The following is a 19,118-nucleotide window of genomic DNA, read 5'->3' on the forward strand; positions in this document are numbered from 1 at the left end:
ACTTCTAACCGCAGGGACTGCGGGGTTAGCCTAATCAATTAGAGTTCGATAGAACTCTTTACTTAGGAATCCCTCACTTCTAAACGAAGTGAAAGTGGGGGTAGTTCAATCACTGCATAATACGCGCGTTGAAGTGGACTTGGATTTCGTATTGTCTTTTGTAAGTATAGTATCCTACAGGAGCATCCTAGCGCATGATATGCGGAATATGAGTTGGAAAATTCAATAAAATAGTGATTTGAATAAAAGAAACCCCGCTTATCTACGGGGCTTCTAAGGGTAAGTGTCAAGCAATGACGTACTCGACTAATTAACCATATCATGAATTTTTTGGTAAAAATAGTGGAAAATGTGTCCAAATTAGTGGGAGCATTATTTTAAACAAAAACGTTATTTTGTAGAAAAAATTTAAAAGAACCCACATTTGAGGGGGTGGGTCCTTTTATAAAAACTAAGCATAATAGGGATTTCCTATATTTTACCAAAAATGGAGTTGGTATTCTACACGATAGTTGTTGAGAAAAGTTTTTCGCACAAAACAGAGCACTATACACAAGTGCTCTTAAAAAGGAAACCCTATTAGTGAAAGAAAACTATGTTAATAATATATATGCTCGTTTAATTAAATGGTGACAAGTTAAAAAATCATTTTGCACTGGATACAGATATATGTTGTAACAAAAAGTTACAACTATAGTTTAAACAACTATCGAAATATTATGCAGGAAAGAAAACTAAATTAAAAATTCATTCAGCACAACAATGTAATTAGCTAACTGCTTGTTGTACAAAAAATTTATGCTTATACGTAAAAAAGGCAGATAATTGACTAAGTTACCTGCCATGCACCAAACGAAACGGAGTAAAGAGCACCGATTTGAAAGAGAGTGGCTCTGGGAAGCTGACTTGCAGATAGTATGTGTAAAGTAAAAAAGATTATTCGTAAATGAGAATGAAAAATTATTTTATAAGGACGGGCATTCTTTTAGTTTCAAGTCTTTCAAAGTCTACAGGACAATATGCAAACGTTATGATAGGTTCTAAAGTTTCATTTGTTAAAAAAGTGTGGTTAATTACTTGGCCGGAAGAAGAATAGAATGTAATTTGGGTTTTTGAAATAGGAGGAAGGGTTATAACTAGCGGTTGACTTGACATATTTATCAACTCCTAAATTATTTGATGCTTTAAGAATTTAAAATGTATTCAATAAATATGTATGAACTCATTTTATAAAGTTAGTACTTTGTGAATTGAGAAATTCAAAAAAATAGTTAATTTAATAAAAAAAGCAGTCAGCTTGCGCTAGGCTGCTTTGCTCCTTAATGGAGTTCTCGTTATGTAATTTAGATGAAAATACTACTTACTAGGAATAAAGCTCCTAGCAAAATTAGAGAATCAACTAAAATCAAGAACTGGTTTTTTTGTGGTTTTCGAAATTCTTTTATCAAGCTTAAAACTGCAATCATTATGAAACATATATATAACAAAATCATAATTGTTTCTGTCATAACTAACACTCCTAATATATTGATAATTTAATTATATAACGAAAAGTATATCTATGTAAGTTTTTAACAAAATCATTATTTGAATAAAGAAGGGTACCGTTAGAGCGTATGGCGCTCTTTGACCAAGAACTATATTGCATATTTGTTATAGTCCGTATAAGTATATGAAAATTGAAAATAAGGCGTGAATTAAATTTTAATAAAATCGTTATTTGGTTACAGCGTATATAAACAAGGAAGAGCCTGATATGGTTCTCAGGCTCTTCCCTCAATAGCAAAGAGTAAGTCTTTTAATTACTCTTTGTTCATATAGTAAAGGATTGTTAACGAAAATCCAAGGCTCTTTATATTGAGAAATAAAGAAGAATTATTATGAAGAACCTCATCTTTTTTCGTAAATAAAAGAGCAGCAAGCAAAAGTTAACTGCTCAATACAAGGAGATACAAAGAAAACTACTTCAAATGAGTTATGGTATACAGCCCATATACAGTATTGACGGGAAATTTATTTTAAATCCAATTTACTTAAAGTAAATATCCCTATAGATATAATGGCTGCGCCTACTGCAGAACCTATCCAGTCTCTCAAGCTTAATGTATTTAAAGGGGTATCTGTTAGATCCATAATTAAAAGGATAGCAAAAATTAATATACCGAATGCTAAGCCTCCCCAAAATGTTTGTAACGATTTAATAATCTTCTTTCGGAATTTGTTCATAAAAATCATCCTTACTAATACTTTGTATTTTTATAAATAAATTATTGCATGTGTAAAAATTGAAAGTACGAAATATGCATTATTGCATATTAGAACTCAAAAAAATAATTCATTCATAGGTAAATAGATTGAACGGAGGAATTCGTATCGTATGAATCAATTGTCATTTTTTGTAGACATTGATGGAATGGAAACGCATGTTTTTTTTCTTTGTTATATAGCAATTACAAATTAAACGTGAATCTGAACAAAATGGGCATTTGAATAGATAATTTCCCTTAAAACAACCTTAATTAAAACATTAATTTTCTAGATACCCTAAATCAAGTTTATTTACCGTTACGTTCATAGGAATCCTGAGTGGTTCAATGGAAATTGTGATGTGAATGAATACAATAATAAGCAGTCAAGGCCGGACGCAGATGATGCATGGCATGAAAATGTGTTCAAAAATGAATATCCAAAGCAATATAAAGATTTTGAAGGTTGAAGCGAATAAAAGTAGCGAATCAGCTGCTTTTTTATTTAATAAAAAAGCATTTTAAACATTTCTTATAGAATCGAATACTTATGTAAATATGGGAAACAGATTTGATTCTTGGAATGAGGGTATCGATGTGGATATAACACATATTATGGCGAGAATAGTGGTGAATGGGAAAAATCTTCCGTTTATTTCAGTTAGAACCTCTGCGTGGATTAATGGACCTGCGAACGATTTAATTGTTACTACTAAGCAAAGAGTGAATGAACTTTATCGGTTTATGTGGTCACGGGTGCCAGTTATGCTAACAATGTATTTCCTTCAGGGTGCTGATGTGATGAGATTTGCTAGGGTTGCTGGAGTTGATGAAAGTGTAACAGGAGAATATATATATCATTTTATTTGGTGATAAGACAAACTTTAAGTAGCCTAACAGCTGCTTTTTTATTTTTCAATAAAAAAAAGGAACCTGTAATGGCTCCTTTTCATAATGCTATCTTGTACTTATTAATTTTTCGCTTAACATCCATAAAGGCTAGTAGTGCTCCAATAGCGCAAACACCTTTAAACCAAAGAAATTCAGAAGAAAATAGTCCGCAAAAGAAAGCAACCGAGTGTACAAAACAAGTAATACCAAATAACCAAAGCATGAACTCTAATTCTTTTGAAGAATATTTATAGTTTTTAAATCTTTCTCACATATGTGTCAACTCCTATTGTGATGAGGTTCTGTAGTTTTTGTTTTTTAAATCGCGCATGTTGAGGATAAAGAATAAAAGGAAAATAAAAGCTGCGATGCCATTAATCCAGTAGTATGTGCGCCCTGTTGTGAAATCGTTATAGAAGGAATAGACACTCCGGCGCCTAAGTTAGAAGCTGATGGGGATCATGGAGGAGCGCCAACTTATACTCATGGACATTTCCCTGCGCCGAAATTAGAATCACATGGAAATACAGGAGTACCAGCTAATACAGAGCCTGGTGGGGGAATTTAACTAATACTAATATAAAAGTTGTAGGTTTATATATAAGTAAAAAGACTTTGTAGTTTACAAGGTCTTTTTTCTTTGTAAGAAAGTTATTCGAAGAGGAAAATAACCGAATTTCTTCCTAGTTGTATAGAAGGTGCTGGGTGATATGAAGTGAAGTAAAAACACGAGTTAGCTCGAGAAGACTACATGCAAGGTATGAAGTACAAGGAACTGGCTGAGAAATACGAGATTAGTATTAATATACTGTTAAGTCTTGGAAAAAAGGCACGATTGGAATCGAAAAGGGGTGCACCCAGATGTCTAAAGATGAAAGAACGAATCGTTTGGAAGTAACATTGCAAACTGATCAATCTATTCTAGGCTTTGTTACAGGGAGGGTAAGATGGGAAGAAGAAAGTTCTTAAAATTAAAAAAATCCCAAAAGATAAGGCTGAAAAAATTAAAAAAGGTGATAAATTTGTTACATCTAGTCTAAGTGCAAAGATAATATCTGGTCTTGAAGCAGCAGAAGTGGTGGACCAAGAGTCAGATGAATATGGATTTAATCAAATCATTTATTAGAGCAAAAAAATAATTTATAAGTGCTAACAATTATGTAGAATAGGCATAAATAATCGCTAATATGTCGTCTTTGAAAATAGCTGTAATTAATTAAACCACACTTATACGAAATGCTCATAATATTAATCGGTATATCAATCATAATGTCTAGAATTGTGTAGTATTCAATTGAGAAATCTTCAATTCAAATAGGACGCAAGTGAAGTGGATTAAAATTAAAGCAACAAATCAATGGAATTAATAATAAAGCTGGATAAAATTAAGTTTTATGTATTAAAAGAGGCAAAACTGCCTCTTTTTTTATTTTTAACAAAATACGGATTTTGTATGGAATTTCCTCCAATGAATTCACCATGAATAGGGTTGTCTCATATCATGTAAGGATTGCTTTATTACGATTATAAAAGGGTGTGAACGTATTGGAAGATGTTTATGCAAAAATTGACAGTCTAAAAGCAGAACAAAAAGAAATTATGCGAGATATTCGTAATTTAGAAACTCGCACAACAATTAATGAGAAAGACATAGCTACAATTAATAAGCAATTAGAAAAGATTAGCATGAATACAACTTGGATTTTACGAATTATTATTAGTGCAATTACTATGTCAATTTTGGGCTTAATATTAAAAGGGATGATTTAGAATTTTAAAATAATAGTACTTATGGAGAGAGGGACAAGTGTCTCTCTTTATTTTTATCGATTTCGCCAAGAGAGTTCCTTTAGAACATGTTATAAGTGATCTGTAAGATTAAATGGGAGACAGTAGTCATTGTTTATCGATAGTATAGTAGACGTATATAATTTAAAAGTGAACCCATGCAACAATACAAATAATAATTTGTATGTGAGTTTAAAAAATACCAAGATGGCCCTGCAGAGGAGGGTGCTTGGTATTTTTCATACTGTTTTGCTAACTTGATTTTGATGTGACGTAACCTTAAGTATTTAAAAATTAAAAAAGTCCCTCAATAACCTTAAAGGGACTTTGCTCACGCAAATGATCTGTAAATCAATTTATCTTTGATATACAGATCATTTGTATGATAATATTTATAAAGAATTGCTAAATCATGAAATTACATAAATGCTTTTAGAAGTTCTTGAATTAATGGTATTGCTCCACCTATAAATTTTAAAACTGCCATTGCGATTTCCATATTATTCTCTCCTCTGTTTTCGTATTAAGATGTGGTAAACCTTTATAACCCTATTATAGTAAGCGCTTACATTTATAACAATACATTTTTGTATGCAATATTGCATATTTATACGTTTAGACAAAACTTATACCTCTATTAGTCATTTTTTAATGGTACTATAGCGAGGTGAGAGTCTTTAAGGGTTCTCCCTAATAGGAGGAAATATGGAAAGAGTGCAAGTGATTTACAGTAATCCCAAAATTAAAAGTTGGGCTAAACAGGTATTAGCTGTAGGAGGAATATTAGGGTTCTGCTACTTGGTGCTATATGTTTTTAGTTTATTAGTTGTTATGTAAATATTATATAACTAAACTAGTAGAGTCTTGCCTAGATAGGTAAGGCTCTTTTGTTATCTGTAATGAGTAAACTACATACAAGACCTCTCAAGTTTGTCAGGTACTATGTATGGTGCCTTATTTCTCTATGTTTTAGACACTAACTCCTATCATTGAAAGTAAATAAACCTCTATTTAAAAGTTTCCATTTATATTGAAAACACAATTGTATTGATAAAAAATGTGTGTTTATTAGATACATCTTAAAAAGAGAAGCATAAGTTATATGACGTTTTGGTGGAATTTTTTTATCTTTGAAAAGGATTTAAATCTTACAAATAGATTTGATTCCTTTCTGTATACCGTAATTTCTATATTACCATATGAATATAATATACTGAAAATAATTTAAAAGCAAGAATATTAGTAGGGGTCCACCACATGCCCATCAACTTAAGACTTTAAAGTAGCCCCTAAACGAAGAATTTTTTTAAATTGATTGATAGTAAACAAGAAAGGTTGGCAAATACCTAACTAAAGAAATTTCTTCAGGTAAGCAAATCAATAATATATCAAAAGGTCCTTTACAAAATTTATTACTCTATGGACAATCATACGGATTGGGATTTTATCAGTTATTCCTAAATAAACATTGGATATTTCTTATATTTGTCCAGACTGAAAAGAGCTCATTAAAAACACCAGTATTCGTGCTTTTCTTTATATATTTGTACCACAATTATTTTTTGTATGTGGTTAAAACTAGTTTTTAAGAAGCATATGTTTTAGTAACTGAAGAAATTCTTTATCACTTTTATCATCTTTTATATAATCCTGTTCATAGTTAAAAATCATTCGCACTAACATAAAAGCTGTAAGCGGTAATGGTACCTTCTGAAAAGCCCCTTGCTGATAACCTTTTTCAAGCAAATTACTTATCATTTTAATTGCTTCTTCTTCAGATTTTTTTAAACAAGCTATAATTTCAGGTGAATGGTACTCTTTATATTCTTGAAAGAGTGTAGAAACAAATGGGTCTTGATGATATTCTAGGCTGATATAATGAAGGATTTTTTGTATTCGTAGCAAAACATCCTTTTCCTCTTTATATAAATCAAATAATTGTGAGCGTTTAAGTTGAATATGACGCATATAGCAGTCACATAATATTTGAGTTTTATCTGTATAGTAATAATAAATAGTTCCTTTACCAACTTTAGCTTTCTTTGCAATTTCATCAACCGTTGTGTTACGGACACCACGCGTAGAGAACAGTATTGTGGCAGATTGAATGATTTTCATTTTTTTATTTTCTTTTTCTAATTTTATCATCGTCTACACCCTATCCTTGAAATATTTAGCGAAGTTTTCTGTCATTACATTCTCTATCAGTCTATTTGTCATTTATTAACGCCTAATAAAAAGTCCTCTAGTTGCTTCTTATAGAATAACATACACCATTCTTATTTCTAGTATATAACTATAATAGAATGCAACTTTCTAATTTAGGGATAAAATGAAAGTGTGAGGTAATAATTTTTAATCGGACGATGAGAATTCAAATGAAAGGGGGATAGTTACTTTTTTCTCAATCGAATTGTTTGATTTTTTATTTAATTCATTTTATTATATAAACATGACTAAAAGATAGTTTTAGTCGGATTTTTTTACGGAAAACCGACTGATATTTGATTTTAGTCGGTTTCTATACTATTTGAGAGAAGGTAGACACTATGTGTGGAATTGCAGGGTGGATAGACTGGTCTAAAGACCTGTCTCATGAACAAGAAACGTTAAAAAAAATGACAGATGCTATCATTCACCGAGGACCTGATGCAGAGGGGCATTGGTTTTCAAAACGAGCGGCATTAGGTCATCGACGTCTCATCGTCATTGATCCTGAAGGTGGCCTTCAACCTATGCTGTATAAAGATGGAAATGATACGATTGGTCTTACGTTCAATGGAGAAATTTATAACTATCAAGAATTACGTAAAGAACTTGAGGAGAAAGGTCATGAATTTCAGACAAAGTCTGATACAGAGGTATTACTACATGCCTATTTAGAATGGCAAGAAGATTGTGTTCAACACTTAAATGGGATTTTTGCTTTTGGTATTTGGGATGAAAGATTTGGGAAATTGATGCTTGGTCGTGATCATCTAGGTGTGAAGCCTTTATTTTTCGCTCAAAGAGGGAGTGCAATTCTCTTTGGTTCAGAGTTAAAAGTTTTACTTTCGCACCCACTTGTAGATGCAGAAGTAGATAAAGAAGGACTTTCTGAGATATTTTGTCTTGGACCAACACGTACCCCAGGTCATGCGATTTTCAAGGATATACACGAGGTGCGTGCTGGCCATTATATGACGTTTACCTCTAATGGTTCGAATACGACACAGTATTGGAAACTTGAAAGTAAAAATCATATAGATGATATTGATATGACAGTGGAGACTATCCGCTCCATTTTACAAGATACGGTTAAACGTCAGTTAATTGCTGATAGACCAGTGGTATCTATGCTTTCCGGAGGTTTGGATTCAAGTGGTCTAACAGGTCTAGCTGGAAACGAATTTGGGAATAAAGGGGAACACCTTCATACATATTCCCTGAATTTCATCAATGATGAAAAAGACTTTGAGCAAGACTTCCTTCGTTTTGATCGTGATGAACCTTGGGTGAAACGTGTGGCTGAATATGTAGGAACAAAGCATCACTCTATAGAGTTAGGATCAGATAGTTTAATAGAGTATTTATTAACTCCAATGCGAGCGCGTGATCTACCAGGAGTTGGAGAACTAGAAACGTCTCTTTATTTGCTATTTAAGGAAATGAAAAAAGACGCAACAGTTGCACTTTCAGGCGAATCTGCAGACGAAGTGTTCTCAGGATATCCATGGTTCCACCAAGATAAGTTTTTAGATGCAGAAATATTCCCTTGGAGTGTTAATTTATGGTATAGCACAGGGATTTTATCAGAGGATTTTAAAGATAAGATTAGCCCTGAAAAATATCAAAAACAAAAATTTGAAGATGCGGTTGCTGAGGTTCCCTTTTTAGAAGGTGAAAGTGATCTGCAAAGGAAGCAACGTCAAATGTCTTACATGTTTATTACACGTTTCTTGCCATTTATGCTAGAACGAAAAGATCGTACAAGTATGATGAATGGCTTTGAAGTACGAGTTCCATTTTGCGATTACCGGCTTGTAGAATACTTATGGAATGTCCCATTCGAAATAAAGAGTATAGACAATATTGAAAAAGGTATTTTACGTCGAGCTTTTGAAAATGTACTTCCAGAGGATGTACGTTATCGCAAAAAAAGTGCATATCCAAGCACAAAGGATGCCTCTTATCTACAAGGTATTAGTGATTGGATGTTACATGTGTTGAACGATCCTCAATCACCTATTTTGCCATTAATTAATGTAGAAAGAGTCCGTGCTATTGCAGAAGGAAAAGACGAAGTAATTTCAGGTAATGATGCACGAGGTATAATAGATTATTTACTTCAAGTTAATAGTTGGCTTCAGGAATATAAGATTAAATTAGTATGGTAGATTTGACATTCCCACCCCTAAAGGGGCAAGCTGACTAACGTCAGTGGGATTCTTGCTACCAAAGGCAAAGTCCATTTCTGGTATCGCTGACGTGCAAGATTGCGGTGTGTCATCACCACTCCCACAACAGACCATATAGGTTCGTGGGCTACGTTACTGTGACCATACCGTACAGGTTGTTGGTTCTCAAATGTTTTAACGTCTTGTTCTTGACGACTTAACACATTTTACGGAGTAGAAGAATTGGCTACTCCAACCTCACATGTATTCTGCTTTCAGAGAACAGTTGTTTTAGAGTCTTTTGCATGACTATAAATGAAGTATATCATGTTTTGCTATGCAAAAACGATACTTTCATCCCATGCCTAAAGGCGGACTAAAGTCCTACATGGGCTTTCCCATAGCGCAAAAGCTGTAATTTTCAAATAAAGAGAATAGCTGAAACATCAATGACCTAAGTGAACCGCATCTCCAATGTATTAGATAGTTATCTAATAATTGGAGATGCGGTTTTATTATTTTGATTTGCAATAACGCTAATCAGTTAGTAAATTAGAATTGAATAAGGGACATGGAAAGAACTAGGGGGAATAATATGAATTGGAGGTCTCACGTAAAGGAGAATACGATGAACCTTTTAATTAGAGAATTAGAAGTAGATGATTTAGACAATTTACCGGAGATTGATGATAGTTTTATAGTAAACTCTCGGTTAATTTTTTCTCTTTCAACAGTAAATAAGCAAATAGAATATACAGTAGAAGACGTTCCAAGTTATGAGAAAAGTTATTTACAAGATCAATATGATGATGAACTAGCATACACTGAATATATAAATAAGACTGAACAAGTAATTTACATAGCAATTTTACATGACCAAATTATAGGAGTAATGGTATTGAAAAAGAATTGGAACCACTATGCTTACATAGAAGATATAAAGGTGGATAAAAAATATCGTTCACTTGGAGTTGGTAGGAGGTTAATTGAGCAAGCAACACAGTGGGCAAAAGAAAGCAATATGCGAGGTATAATGCTTGAAACACAAAATAATAATGTAGCAGCATGTAGGTTCTATGAAAAATGTGGGTTTGTAATAGGTGGATTGGATTTTTTAGTATATAAAGGGATACATGAAGAAAGCGATGAAGTTGCAATGTATTGGTATTTGCATTTTAAACGAAAGTAAACCATAACTCGAATATATAAATTCCTCGCTGTTATATTCGGGACAAGCAAATAATTAAAAGAAAAAGGAGTCTTCTTTCCGAGAGTAGGGGGGCATCTTTGATCTTGCTACCGATAATCAAATGATATGTTAATTAGATTTTGATATTGTATGCATCGTCTTTTCTTCAATTAAATAAAAAATACATCCTTATAGGGATGTATTTTTTATTTAATAATAATGTTATAAATTATTCTACATGAACCGATATACTTTTAGATAATACTTGCATTGAGAAAGGAACTCTAGCTTCAAAAGCTATAGTGTTTGTTGAATTTGGTGTGTTTGAGAAGATGTACGAATCTTTGATACGTAATCTAAATGTTTTTTCAAATCCGAATGGACCAGTATAAGAACTGACTTCGTCTAAAGAACTTCCTGCATATCTAACACCATTAATAGTTAAAGCTTCTGAATATGAATCCGGTGTACCTACTTCACTAACTTTCACATAAAGATAATCGCCTTTAAGAACAGGAATAGATAAGTAAGAACTTGCACTATACATTTTGTTATTATCGCCTACAGCACTAATGCTAACACTTCGTAATGGTGAAGAATCCGCCTTTGAAATAGTTGGTAAAAATGCTAGTGTAAGTGCAAAACACATAGCTAACATGCCCATAAATTTTTTCATATTAACAACTCCTTAGGTATTTATTTAACATCCTGTATTTTACAGGTTAAAATTGTAAATTTCAATATCGTTATATAAAGAATAATTATGTAATTATGCATATTTAATATAAAGTACACCAAAACTCGGATACATTAATCCCTTGCTGTAACATTGGGGATACGAAAATAACTTAAAGAAAAAGGCGTCTACAGAAAAAATTTCTATTCTTAAATTTGTAGGATAGTTTTAGATACAAAAATAAAGAGATTGGTAATATATATCCGTCTTAATGTAAAATATATATTGCATTTATGTAGTTAATAATTTAATATATGGAATATAAGATTTATAGTATGAAGTTATCATTTACTAATGAGACATATTTAAAGTCTATAAGTAAAGAGAAAATTATAAGAGTTAAAAAAGTCTAATTCAACTGGAGTTTACCGATATTGTAAACGCTACGCGAAAAACCAGTAGTCATATTGAAAGTAATAAGTTTAACCCTTCTTTAAAATTTTGTATTCGTATAGCTAAAACATTAGATATGAGTTTAGGTTAAAAGCCAAGTAGACTCCCACCTACTCACTTCGCGTTCCTTGAGGAAGGAGTCTACTTGGCTAAAATGTTAAATTATTTTAGGAGGTACTCTTAAATGGAAAAACTAAAAAAATGGTTTTCACTCAGTACACATTCAGATGAAAGAATTCAACAAATAGAAATGAAAATTTGGGCGCAATCTGGAATTATTGTCCTACTTTTAGCTTTTATAGATGTTGTAATAAGGGGAGCATATCTACACCGCCCATTCCTAGAATGGATTGCTTCATTAGCCATTATAATTTGTTATATGATATTCTTTTTTATTAAATCTATTCTGACTGGCGTTTATGAAACAGATATTAATAATAAAGAACAATTAAATGAAAAATTAAAAGAAAAAATGAGTAATACCTTTATTTTTTGTTTTGTCGCAATAGGTGCTACTACATACAAATATTACTTCCCTGAAGATTTCGGCGGATGGTTAGCAGCAATAGCAAAATTCATTATACTTTTCGTTTTCCTATTTGGTATTCAATATCTTATTACAGTAATAGCTTGGAAGAGATCAAATAAAATTTAATACATATAGACAAAAAAGCTTATCCTTTAGTAGTTAATGATAAGCTTTTTTATTATTTTTTTATCGTTTTTTTGTTTTTGGTGTATTTCCTTCTCTTAGGTTGATAACGATGCGGTGTTACTCCATCACTATCAATTTAAAAGAATGATTCCACGTTTTAAGAAGAAATTAATTTGTTTTGATTGAAAATAGATTATAAAGTTAATATTTAAATATAAAGAATTTGAATATTAATTAGTTATCATTTGAATGATTCAGATATGGGATACAAAGTTAATATTTGTATCTGTGGTCGTTTATACATATGAAAGAATTAAATTAGCAGGCTTAACAATTGCAGCAAGTTTATTATTAGCAGCGTGTGGTACTGAAGAAGAGACAATAGAGCAAGATGCGAAGAAAGAGGAACAAAAAGAAAAAGTTAAAGCATTTCAGGAAGAAAAGCAGCAAGAACATAAGGAAGTACCTGTGCAGCAATCGACGGATAAATCAAAACAGCATGAAAATGTAGTAAAGGAAACAGTTAAAGAAGAACCAAAAGCAGAGTCAACACCAGTTGAACAACCGAAAAGCAGTGGGTTAAATGAAGCGAAAGCACAAGAAAAAGCGGAACAATCGATGACAGAACAAGGCCAGGGAGCGTGAAATAAAGATGTGAAATCAAGTCAATTAGGAATCCAAACAGCAAAGGATGGAATAAAGGTGGCTGAACAGGCGCTAGATGTCCATATTGAAGAAAAAGACAGTCTAACTCGAATTGTTGTTATCGTTCCAGCGGGAACGCAACAAGTATGAGACATAGCAGCGCGCCAGGTGGCAAGTTTCGGGACAATGGGATTATATGTAGATTTGAAAACACCTTCAAAAGACTATTTAGGGGAATATTGGGAAAATTTCTCTGGTGATATCGGGATCTATGACAGCAACGAAAAACAATTAGTACGTGGATACATTTCCAAGTTAAATCCAACAAAAATTAAATGGTAAGAAAAACAAGATCCCTACACAATGTGTGGGGATTTTTCCATAAAGAAAAGACACCCAAAGGTGCCTTCTCCTACTTGATCTACATAAGACTTCTCTTACAGCACAAATATATCTAGGTTCCCACCCAATTATATTTTACTACAACTGTTTATATAGTTTTATTAATTTAATGTAAATTAATAAAGAAAAGACACCCAAAGATGCCTTCCTCCGACTTGAACTACTTTAATTTTATATAAATATACACGTATTACCCCTTTGTTATACGTGTAAACACATCCTATAAAACAGAATCGTCTATATACACCAGATTGTTAGTTCACTAAATATCAAGAGATTTAAGATCAATACGTTACGTCTTTCAAAAGAATCTGCTTTATAGAATGTATCCACAATTTATATTTTACTACATGTAATATTTATTTGGTGTATTTTTTGAGAATATGTATAATTGCATAAAGTTCACGAAAAAATGAGAGTATAATTTGGTATTGTGTAATAAAGATATGGCCCACCTACGGAAATAGGTGGGCTTTTTTGGGGCAATACTATCTCAATGCATAAAAGGGAATTTGTATTAAAATAATAGCATATTCTTAGAGTTCTTATATTGAGAAATAAAGAAAAGACACCCAATGGTGCCGCCAAAGTTTTTAAGCTAATTCTAGAGTATCTCCATGTAGAGTACAGATTAAGTTTGTATAATACATATGTATTATATAGAAAAAACAGATACATGTTGTTAACAACTTACATGAACTATTCAATGTTTATATTTTCTTTTACTTACAACTAGAACTATTGAGCAATGGGGGATTTTTAGTGTTAAATATGGTATGTATATGCTTAATTATAGCAGCTCCTATAGCTGGGATATGTATTGGGGTTACATCGATGATTTTTCCACAAATAGAGAAAAGGGTTCCTAAAGATTAGTTATAATTACTCTTGTAGTAGCAATAATCCATCTTAAAACAAGTGGATTGTTTTTGCCCATAAAGAAAAGACACCCTAAGGTGCCTTCCTCCGACTTGAACCATCTTAATTTTATTGTGTTGTTATTATATAAGAAAAGAAGACATCGATTAAGATGTCTTTTGTTCCTTGTACAATGGTGTTAAGAAGGTATTGTATTACTTAAAAACCATAAAAAAATATAACAATCATCGAGTAAGCTTATTATAGCATCAATAAATAGTTGTTTTAATATGCAACATTGCATATATATAGATTTATATATTTTTTATCTATATAGTTTAATTGTCTGTTATTTGTTTTAATTCATTTACTTATATTATTTTTTGAGTGCTCCAGCAATGGAGCCTTTTTTTATGCAATAAAACATTTTCTTTACATTATTTAGTCGATCTATATTAGCTTTTCCTTCTTAAAAGATACTTATATGTTACCAAACTATTGTATAGACGACCAGTTTTTTGACGAGAATTTAGTGAGTTAATAATATTAAATTTGAAAATAGTTTTTATATTGAAAGTAGTGGCTGGATTATTCTGTATGTCAATCGATATGCTAAATTGCATATCAAAAAAAGTACAAATTGTTAACGTTTTCAAAATAAGGAATATTCTAATAAAATCATGCTAATATCAAACTTGTACTTATTATAAAACAAGGGGATGTTTATATGTTTAAAAAAGTTACATTAGGGATATCATCATTAGCGGTGGCAGCGGTAGTTGGGTTAGGAATGGCATCGGAGGCATCAGCAGGACCAGCAGCACCTCTAACTTCTTTAAGTGTAGTAAAAGTGGAATCACAATTGGGTGGAGTTGAATACATTACTCCTAATAGTTTTAGTACAACTAAAGATCATGGGGGAAGTTACTTATATGTTTACACAAAAGAAATAGGATATGGCCAGTTTCCTTTTGCCAAAATGAATGGATTTGATGTAAAAAGTATTGGTTCACAAATAATTGGTGGTAATCCTATTGTAGGTTGGGAATATAAATGGGACGCATCAAAGCATCAAGAAGGGACTTTTGAATATCAAAAGACTTCAATAAATTATCCAAGAGATACGTGGCGCACGTCGTTATATATTAAGTAATCAGTTTTATATATTCGTAGCATGAAAATCCCTGCACTTTGTGTAGGGATTTTTCCATAAAGAAAAGACACCCAAAGATGCCTTCTCCAATAGTTTTTAGCAGAAACAACTGCATCCGATAATGATTAATAGTATAAAGAGTACAACGAGTAAAGCAAAGCCTCCAGCAAAACCACAGCCTTCGCCGCAACTACCACCATATCCCATAATTATAGTTCCTCCTTTAGATAAGAGAATAAAACTAGGGTTCATTCCATGGATTTTAATGGGTTCAATTTACCTTATGTTTTTACGTTTGAATTGAGCAGGTCTTTTTGAAAATAAGGGAAATATAATTTAATGTGTTTCCGCTGAATGTTGATAAATTACACATTTTTTTAAAAACGGACTATTTAATTATATCAATAATAAGATTATTTAATATAATATATTAATCCTAACAGAAGGGAGGATTAGCCATGCAATTAGTTTGTTTTAAAGTTGTAAATGGACAATACTTTTTAGTTGTAGAAGGTATCGAGATTCCTGCGCCAATTCCAGCTTTTGCTGCAGCTTTATTAATTGGTTTAGGAGTAATCCCGCTTTGTTCTTAATTTAAGGAATTCCAAACGGCACTACCTTTCAATCGATAAACCCTTAAGCATATGAATGCTTGGGGGTTTTCTTAAAATAAAAAAGAAAAGACGCCATAAGGCGTCCCCACAATTAGGTAGATAAGACTCTAGTTTTCCAATCTAAAGAAATTTTGTATTAGCTCTTTGAAAGTATATCATAATATCTGATTGATTTATTATGCATTATTACATACTTTTATCAAATCCTCTAGTTTCTAATTGATAAAATAGAATCGAAATATTTCTAAAAATCAAATAAATATTTCTAAAAATCCCAAATATTTAAAAGAATATCAAAAGTGATACATTTAAGGTGCAAATTATAAAAAAATATTAAAGGGGGGAAAAAGTAGTATTAAAAAAGCAATTATAAGCGGTGGGCAGTTATACAAGTTATATGAACCTGAATTTTGTTGAAAAAGGATACTCATTTAAGTGTACTTTTTCTGACTTGGACCAACTTAATTTTAATAATTTGAATGAAAAATCATCATTTGTTTATTCTGATTTTTAGAAAAGTTTTAATAGATACATGCTGAACAAATATACTTTTTAGGAAGAGGAGAGATTATTGATGGATAATCAATTACTATATCAACAGCAAAAAAGAGAAAAAGCTCTAGTAATTGGAGCTGGTATTGCAGGTTTGCTTACTGCACGTGTGCTTTCTAGTTATTTTGAGACAGTGATAGTTGTTGAAAAAGATGCGTTACCTCAAAAGCCATCTGAACGTCCAGGTACACCCCAAGACTTTCATCCTCATCGTGTATTACCACGCGGAGAAATAATTATGAACCGTTTCTTTCCTGGATATGTTGATAATTTATTAAATCTAGGGGCCCATAATGTCAAGAATGATAAAATGATTCGATTTTCTCCTTATGGGGCACTAGAACTAGTTATAGAACGAAAAGGTGCAGCGAGCAGTCGAGCATTGTTAGAATGGACAATCCGCCAACGTGTACAAGAAATTCCTAATGTATATTTTCATTCAAAGCAAGTGGTGACAGGACTTCTAACTTCGTCTGATCATAAGCGTGTTATTGGGATCAATATTCAAGAACGAGATGAATTAAAAACAAAGAGAACTGTTTTAACTGATTTGGTAATTGACACATGTGGTCGTCAATCTAAACTCAATAAATGGCTTACATCTATGGGATATGATGTTCCAGAACCAGAACGTTTAAAGGTGAATTTTGGATATAGCACGAGATATTATAAAGTACCCTCACATATCAAAGAGAAATTGAGTGCAATTTCTGAAGGGGATCCTGCTAAAAACATTGGAGCTGTAGGGCTATTATATATTGAAGAAAACATAGCTCAAGCGCTACTATTTGTTGCTGGAGGTACACACTATCCACCAACCAATTCAAAAGAATATGAAAAAGAACTGGATTCATTAGTTACCCCTATGATGAGGGAGTTAATCAAAGAGTTAGATCCAATTAGTGTCCCAAGAGGATTTAGAGCGCATGAATCAACTCGTCAACATTTTGAACAAATGGAAAATTGGCCATCTGGATTATTAGTGTTAGGTGATGCTTTTTGTAATTTTGATCCCATTTATGGACAAGGGATGACCGTAGCCGCCATTGAAGCTGAAATGTTAGATACTTGTTTAAAAGAACATTCTACTCATAAACCCGGATTCGAACGCAAAGTGCTGCAACGTATGCAACAGGCTATTGAGCCGGCATGGTGGCTGAGTTCAATTGCGGATTTACGTTGGGAAGGTGTTGAACATGTAGGGGTAGTTCCGCTAAAAGGTGTGAAATTTACACAGAAATATTTTGATTTATATCTTAAACAAGCTTTAAAGCAAGCAAGGGATGGTAATTCTACCATGCTCCAAAAATATATAATGATGAATGGACTAGTTTATTCGCCTCATGAAATCATTAACTCAGATATGTTAAGCATGTTAATCACTGAGGATGAGACTTTGGGAGGGAATGAACTTTTGAACGAACTTGGAGAAGTAGATAAGAGATCACTGCAAGAAAGAATACATGAACTAATCCCTTCCTTTACATTAGCTTTTGAGAATAGCATTCCAAATTTATTCTCTTCCATTTCAATTTCTAATGCCAAATGAGGAAAAGGTAGTACAAATCAATGAATATTTGTATTAGATATACTCTAATTTTGTATATTTTACAAACTATATCAAAAAAGAAACATAACCTCTTATTTTCTGCAGGTATATGTTTCTTTTTATCATTTTTGCCAAGAAGACTCCTTCCTGAAGGAGCGTGAAGGGTCACAGCCAAGTGAGTAGGTGGGAAAGGAGGTATCATCTAATATATGTTGGATGATACTTTTTTGATTTATGAACAAAAAGGCTATTGAAAGAGTCCTGATATGAATATCAAACCCTTTTCAATATGTATAATTATTTCACTGCCTCTTTTAATTCTTTTCCAGCCTTAAAAGCAGGTGCTTTTGAAGCCGCGATTTGCATTTCTTCACCTGTTTGTGGGTTACGTCCTGTACGTGCAGATCTTTCACGTACTTCAAATGTGCCAAAACCAAGAATCTGTACTTTTTCTCCATTTGCTAATGCATTTGTTATTGTATCTAATAACGCTTGTGTTGCTACAGCAGCATCTTTTTGTGTAAGTTCAGCTTTTTCTGCTACTACTTTTGTTAATTCTGTTTTATTCATTTTCTGCACCTCTTCATATGTAATTAGGTGACTATTATAACGTGTGATTACTCTTGATGCAATTATACATAGGAAAAGCCATAGCAAGAGATAGAAGACAATTTCTGTGTAAAAGGCATAAGAAGGATATGAATTATCGCTTTAAACTCTGTTCATATTTCTTTACATCTTCCATGGTTTTAAATATTAACACATCAAAAATTCCTTTTTCATTCCCACATACGACAACAAAACCATCTGTTGCTTCCAAAACCCTACCGACGCCACCATCTGTAAGTGTAATACTGGTGAGATGTTTTACGTTCAGTTTTTCTTCTTTTCGAATGTAAGTAGTTATGGGTGTTCCTACAGGAAATGCGTCTGTGATCTCTTTTGTTGTATATGTGCCATCATCTACTGATTGAGTTTTAGTTGTAATGGAATCAGTTTGAGTGGCACATCCCGTTGAACATATTAAAAGAATGCCAGTAATCATACTTACACATGCTGTTTTTACCATTC

General features: G+C 32.4%; 17 protein-coding genes and 3 pseudogenes. 12 read left to right on the top strand and 8 right to left on the bottom strand.

What is annotated here, in order from left to right; genetic code table 11:
- Positions 1-960 precede the first annotated feature (960 nt).
- Entirely contained in the window at positions 961-1,155 is a 195-nt protein-coding gene (locus ILS93_RS27070; protein WP_222661670.1) for a hypothetical protein, read from the bottom strand.
- An 858-nt stretch (positions 1,156-2,013) separates the two neighbouring features.
- Entirely contained in the window at positions 2,014-2,226 is a 213-nt protein-coding gene (locus tag ILS93_RS27075) for a hypothetical protein (protein WP_098538146.1), read from the bottom strand.
- A gap of 578 nt (positions 2,227-2,804) precedes the next feature.
- Here ILS93_RS27075 and ILS93_RS27080 point away from each other — a divergent pair.
- The 4 genes and pseudogenes from ILS93_RS27080 (at position 2,805) to ILS93_RS27100 (ending at position 4,907) form a co-directional block, all read left to right on the top strand.
- Positions 2,805-3,119 carry a hypothetical protein gene (locus tag ILS93_RS27080; RefSeq protein ID WP_222661671.1) on the top strand — a complete coding sequence of 105 codons (315 nt, stop codon included), beginning with the start codon at positions 2,805-2,807 and terminating at the stop codon, positions 3,117-3,119.
- Entirely contained in the window at positions 3,116-3,391 is a 276-nt protein-coding gene (locus ILS93_RS27085; RefSeq protein ID WP_222661672.1) for a hypothetical protein, read from the top strand. The genes ILS93_RS27080 and ILS93_RS27085 overlap by 4 nt, the downstream gene beginning before the upstream one ends.
- Positions 3,392-3,888: 497 nt before the next feature.
- Positions 3,889-3,994: pseudogene (locus ILS93_RS29240) on the top strand (terminase gpP N-terminus-related DNA-binding protein); the annotation flags it as partial.
- Between the two features lie 688 nt (positions 3,995-4,682).
- Positions 4,683-4,907 (top strand): hypothetical protein, encoded by a 225-nt coding sequence (locus ILS93_RS27100; protein ID WP_097819922.1) that lies wholly within the window; start codon positions 4,683-4,685, stop codon positions 4,905-4,907.
- A gap of 436 nt (positions 4,908-5,343) precedes the next feature.
- Here the strand turns inward: ILS93_RS27100 and ILS93_RS27105 are convergent.
- Positions 5,344-5,530, bottom strand: a pseudogene (locus ILS93_RS27105) (hypothetical protein).
- Positions 5,531-5,630: 100 nt separating this feature from the next.
- Here ILS93_RS27105 and ILS93_RS28850 point away from each other — a divergent pair.
- Positions 5,631-5,762, top strand: a complete 132-nt coding sequence (locus tag ILS93_RS28850; RefSeq protein ID WP_258126936.1) for a hypothetical protein — start codon at positions 5,631-5,633, stop codon at positions 5,760-5,762.
- Positions 5,763-6,503: 741 nt separating this feature from the next.
- On the opposite strand, the gene ILS93_RS27110 is transcribed toward ILS93_RS28850, so the two are convergent.
- A complete protein-coding gene (locus ILS93_RS27110; protein ID WP_149173899.1) occupies positions 6,504-7,073 on the bottom strand; it encodes a TetR/AcrR family transcriptional regulator in 570 nt (189 codons plus the stop codon).
- A gap of 401 nt (positions 7,074-7,474) precedes the next feature.
- Between ILS93_RS27110 and asnB the strand changes: the two genes are divergently transcribed.
- Positions 7,475-9,301, top strand: a complete 1,827-nt coding sequence (gene asnB / locus ILS93_RS27115) for an asparagine synthase (glutamine-hydrolyzing) (protein WP_222661673.1) — start codon at positions 7,475-7,477, stop codon at positions 9,299-9,301.
- 628 nt (positions 9,302-9,929) lie between these two features.
- A complete protein-coding gene (gene satA / locus ILS93_RS27120; RefSeq protein WP_222661702.1) occupies positions 9,930-10,490 on the top strand; it encodes a streptothricin N-acetyltransferase SatA in 561 nt (186 codons plus the stop codon).
- A 229-nt stretch (positions 10,491-10,719) separates the two neighbouring features.
- Here the strand turns inward: satA and ILS93_RS27125 are convergent, their stop codons facing one another.
- Positions 10,720-11,166, bottom strand: coding sequence for a hypothetical protein (locus ILS93_RS27125; protein WP_222661674.1), 447 nt, complete (start codon positions 11,164-11,166; stop codon positions 10,720-10,722).
- A 637-nt stretch (positions 11,167-11,803) separates the two neighbouring features.
- Between ILS93_RS27125 and ILS93_RS27130 the strand changes: the two genes are divergently transcribed.
- The 3 genes and pseudogenes from ILS93_RS27130 (at position 11,804) to ILS93_RS27140 (ending at position 15,332) form a co-directional block, all read left to right on the top strand.
- Positions 11,804-12,274 carry a DUF6773 family protein gene (locus tag ILS93_RS27130; RefSeq protein ID WP_141537811.1) on the top strand — a complete coding sequence of 157 codons (471 nt, stop codon included), beginning with the start codon at positions 11,804-11,806 and terminating at the stop codon, positions 12,272-12,274.
- A gap of 249 nt (positions 12,275-12,523) precedes the next feature.
- A pseudogene (locus tag ILS93_RS27135) lies at positions 12,524-13,261 on the top strand (DUF874 domain-containing protein).
- 1,645 nt (positions 13,262-14,906) lie between these two features.
- Positions 14,907-15,332: a DUF4879 domain-containing protein gene (locus ILS93_RS27140; protein WP_088047624.1), complete on the top strand. Its 426-nt coding sequence runs from the start codon at positions 14,907-14,909 to the stop codon at positions 15,330-15,332.
- 96 nt (positions 15,333-15,428) lie between these two features.
- Here the strand turns inward: ILS93_RS27140 and ILS93_RS27145 are convergent, their stop codons facing one another.
- Positions 15,429-15,539, bottom strand: a complete 111-nt coding sequence (locus tag ILS93_RS27145; RefSeq protein WP_000540371.1) for a YjcZ family sporulation protein — start codon at positions 15,537-15,539, stop codon at positions 15,429-15,431.
- Between the two features lie 251 nt (positions 15,540-15,790).
- Here ILS93_RS27145 and ILS93_RS28860 point away from each other — a divergent pair, with 251 nt between their 5' ends.
- Positions 15,791-15,925 carry a hypothetical protein gene (locus ILS93_RS28860; RefSeq protein WP_001177696.1) on the top strand — a complete coding sequence of 45 codons (135 nt, stop codon included), beginning with the start codon at positions 15,791-15,793 and terminating at the stop codon, positions 15,923-15,925.
- A gap of 595 nt (positions 15,926-16,520) precedes the next feature.
- Positions 16,521-18,047, top strand: coding sequence for an FAD-dependent oxidoreductase (locus ILS93_RS27150; RefSeq protein ID WP_222661675.1), 1,527 nt, complete (start codon positions 16,521-16,523; stop codon positions 18,045-18,047).
- Positions 18,048-18,344: 297 nt separating this feature from the next.
- On the opposite strand, the gene ILS93_RS27155 is transcribed toward ILS93_RS27150, so the two are convergent.
- Both ILS93_RS27155 and ILS93_RS27160 read right to left on the bottom strand, forming a co-directional pair.
- Complete coding sequence (locus ILS93_RS27155) at positions 18,345-18,617, bottom strand: HU family DNA-binding protein (protein ID WP_001043951.1); 273 nt, start codon at positions 18,615-18,617, stop codon at positions 18,345-18,347.
- A 133-nt stretch (positions 18,618-18,750) separates the two neighbouring features.
- Positions 18,751-19,116 (bottom strand): hypothetical protein, encoded by a 366-nt coding sequence (locus ILS93_RS27160; RefSeq protein WP_016083066.1) that lies wholly within the window; start codon positions 19,114-19,116, stop codon positions 18,751-18,753.
- Between the last annotated feature and the right edge of the window lie 2 nt (positions 19,117-19,118).

This window comes from Bacillus sp. 16GRE42, from assembly GCF_019837435.1.
GTDB lineage: Bacteria > Bacillota > Bacilli > Bacillales > Bacillaceae_G > Bacillus_A > Bacillus_A wiedmannii.

What these genes read in the sequence shown, in the direction of transcription:
- ILS93_RS27070 (WP_222661670.1), bottom strand. Translation starts at nt 1,155, where the DNA reads ATGTCAAGTCAACCGCTAGTTATAACCCTTCCTCCTATTTCAAAAACC.
- ILS93_RS27075 (WP_098538146.1), bottom strand. Translation starts at nt 2,226, where the DNA reads ATGAACAAATTCCGAAAGAAGATTATTAAATCGTTACAAACATTTTGG.
- ILS93_RS27080 (WP_222661671.1), top strand. Translation starts at nt 2,805, where the DNA reads ATGGGAAACAGATTTGATTCTTGGAATGAGGGTATCGATGTGGATATA.
- ILS93_RS28850 (WP_258126936.1), top strand. Translation starts at nt 5,631, where the DNA reads ATGGAAAGAGTGCAAGTGATTTACAGTAATCCCAAAATTAAAAGTTGG.
- ILS93_RS27110 (WP_149173899.1), bottom strand. Translation starts at nt 7,073, where the DNA reads ATGATAAAATTAGAAAAAGAAAATAAAAAAATGAAAATCATTCAATCT.
- asnB (WP_222661673.1), top strand. Translation starts at nt 7,475, where the DNA reads ATGTGTGGAATTGCAGGGTGGATAGACTGGTCTAAAGACCTGTCTCAT.
- satA (WP_222661702.1), top strand. Translation starts at nt 9,930, where the DNA reads ATGAACCTTTTAATTAGAGAATTAGAAGTAGATGATTTAGACAATTTA.
- ILS93_RS27125 (WP_222661674.1), bottom strand. Translation starts at nt 11,166, where the DNA reads ATGAAAAAATTTATGGGCATGTTAGCTATGTGTTTTGCACTTACACTA.
- ILS93_RS27130 (WP_141537811.1), top strand. Translation starts at nt 11,804, where the DNA reads ATGGAAAAACTAAAAAAATGGTTTTCACTCAGTACACATTCAGATGAA.
- ILS93_RS27140 (WP_088047624.1), top strand. Translation starts at nt 14,907, where the DNA reads ATGTTTAAAAAAGTTACATTAGGGATATCATCATTAGCGGTGGCAGCG.
- ILS93_RS27145 (WP_000540371.1), bottom strand. Translation starts at nt 15,539, where the DNA reads ATGGGATATGGTGGTAGTTGCGGCGAAGGCTGTGGTTTTGCTGGAGGC.
- ILS93_RS28860 (WP_001177696.1), top strand. Translation starts at nt 15,791, where the DNA reads ATGCAATTAGTTTGTTTTAAAGTTGTAAATGGACAATACTTTTTAGTT.
- ILS93_RS27150 (WP_222661675.1), top strand. Translation starts at nt 16,521, where the DNA reads ATGGATAATCAATTACTATATCAACAGCAAAAAAGAGAAAAAGCTCTA.
- ILS93_RS27155 (WP_001043951.1), bottom strand. Translation starts at nt 18,617, where the DNA reads ATGAATAAAACAGAATTAACAAAAGTAGTAGCAGAAAAAGCTGAACTT.
- ILS93_RS27160 (WP_016083066.1), bottom strand. Translation starts at nt 19,116, where the DNA reads ATGGTAAAAACAGCATGTGTAAGTATGATTACTGGCATTCTTTTAATA.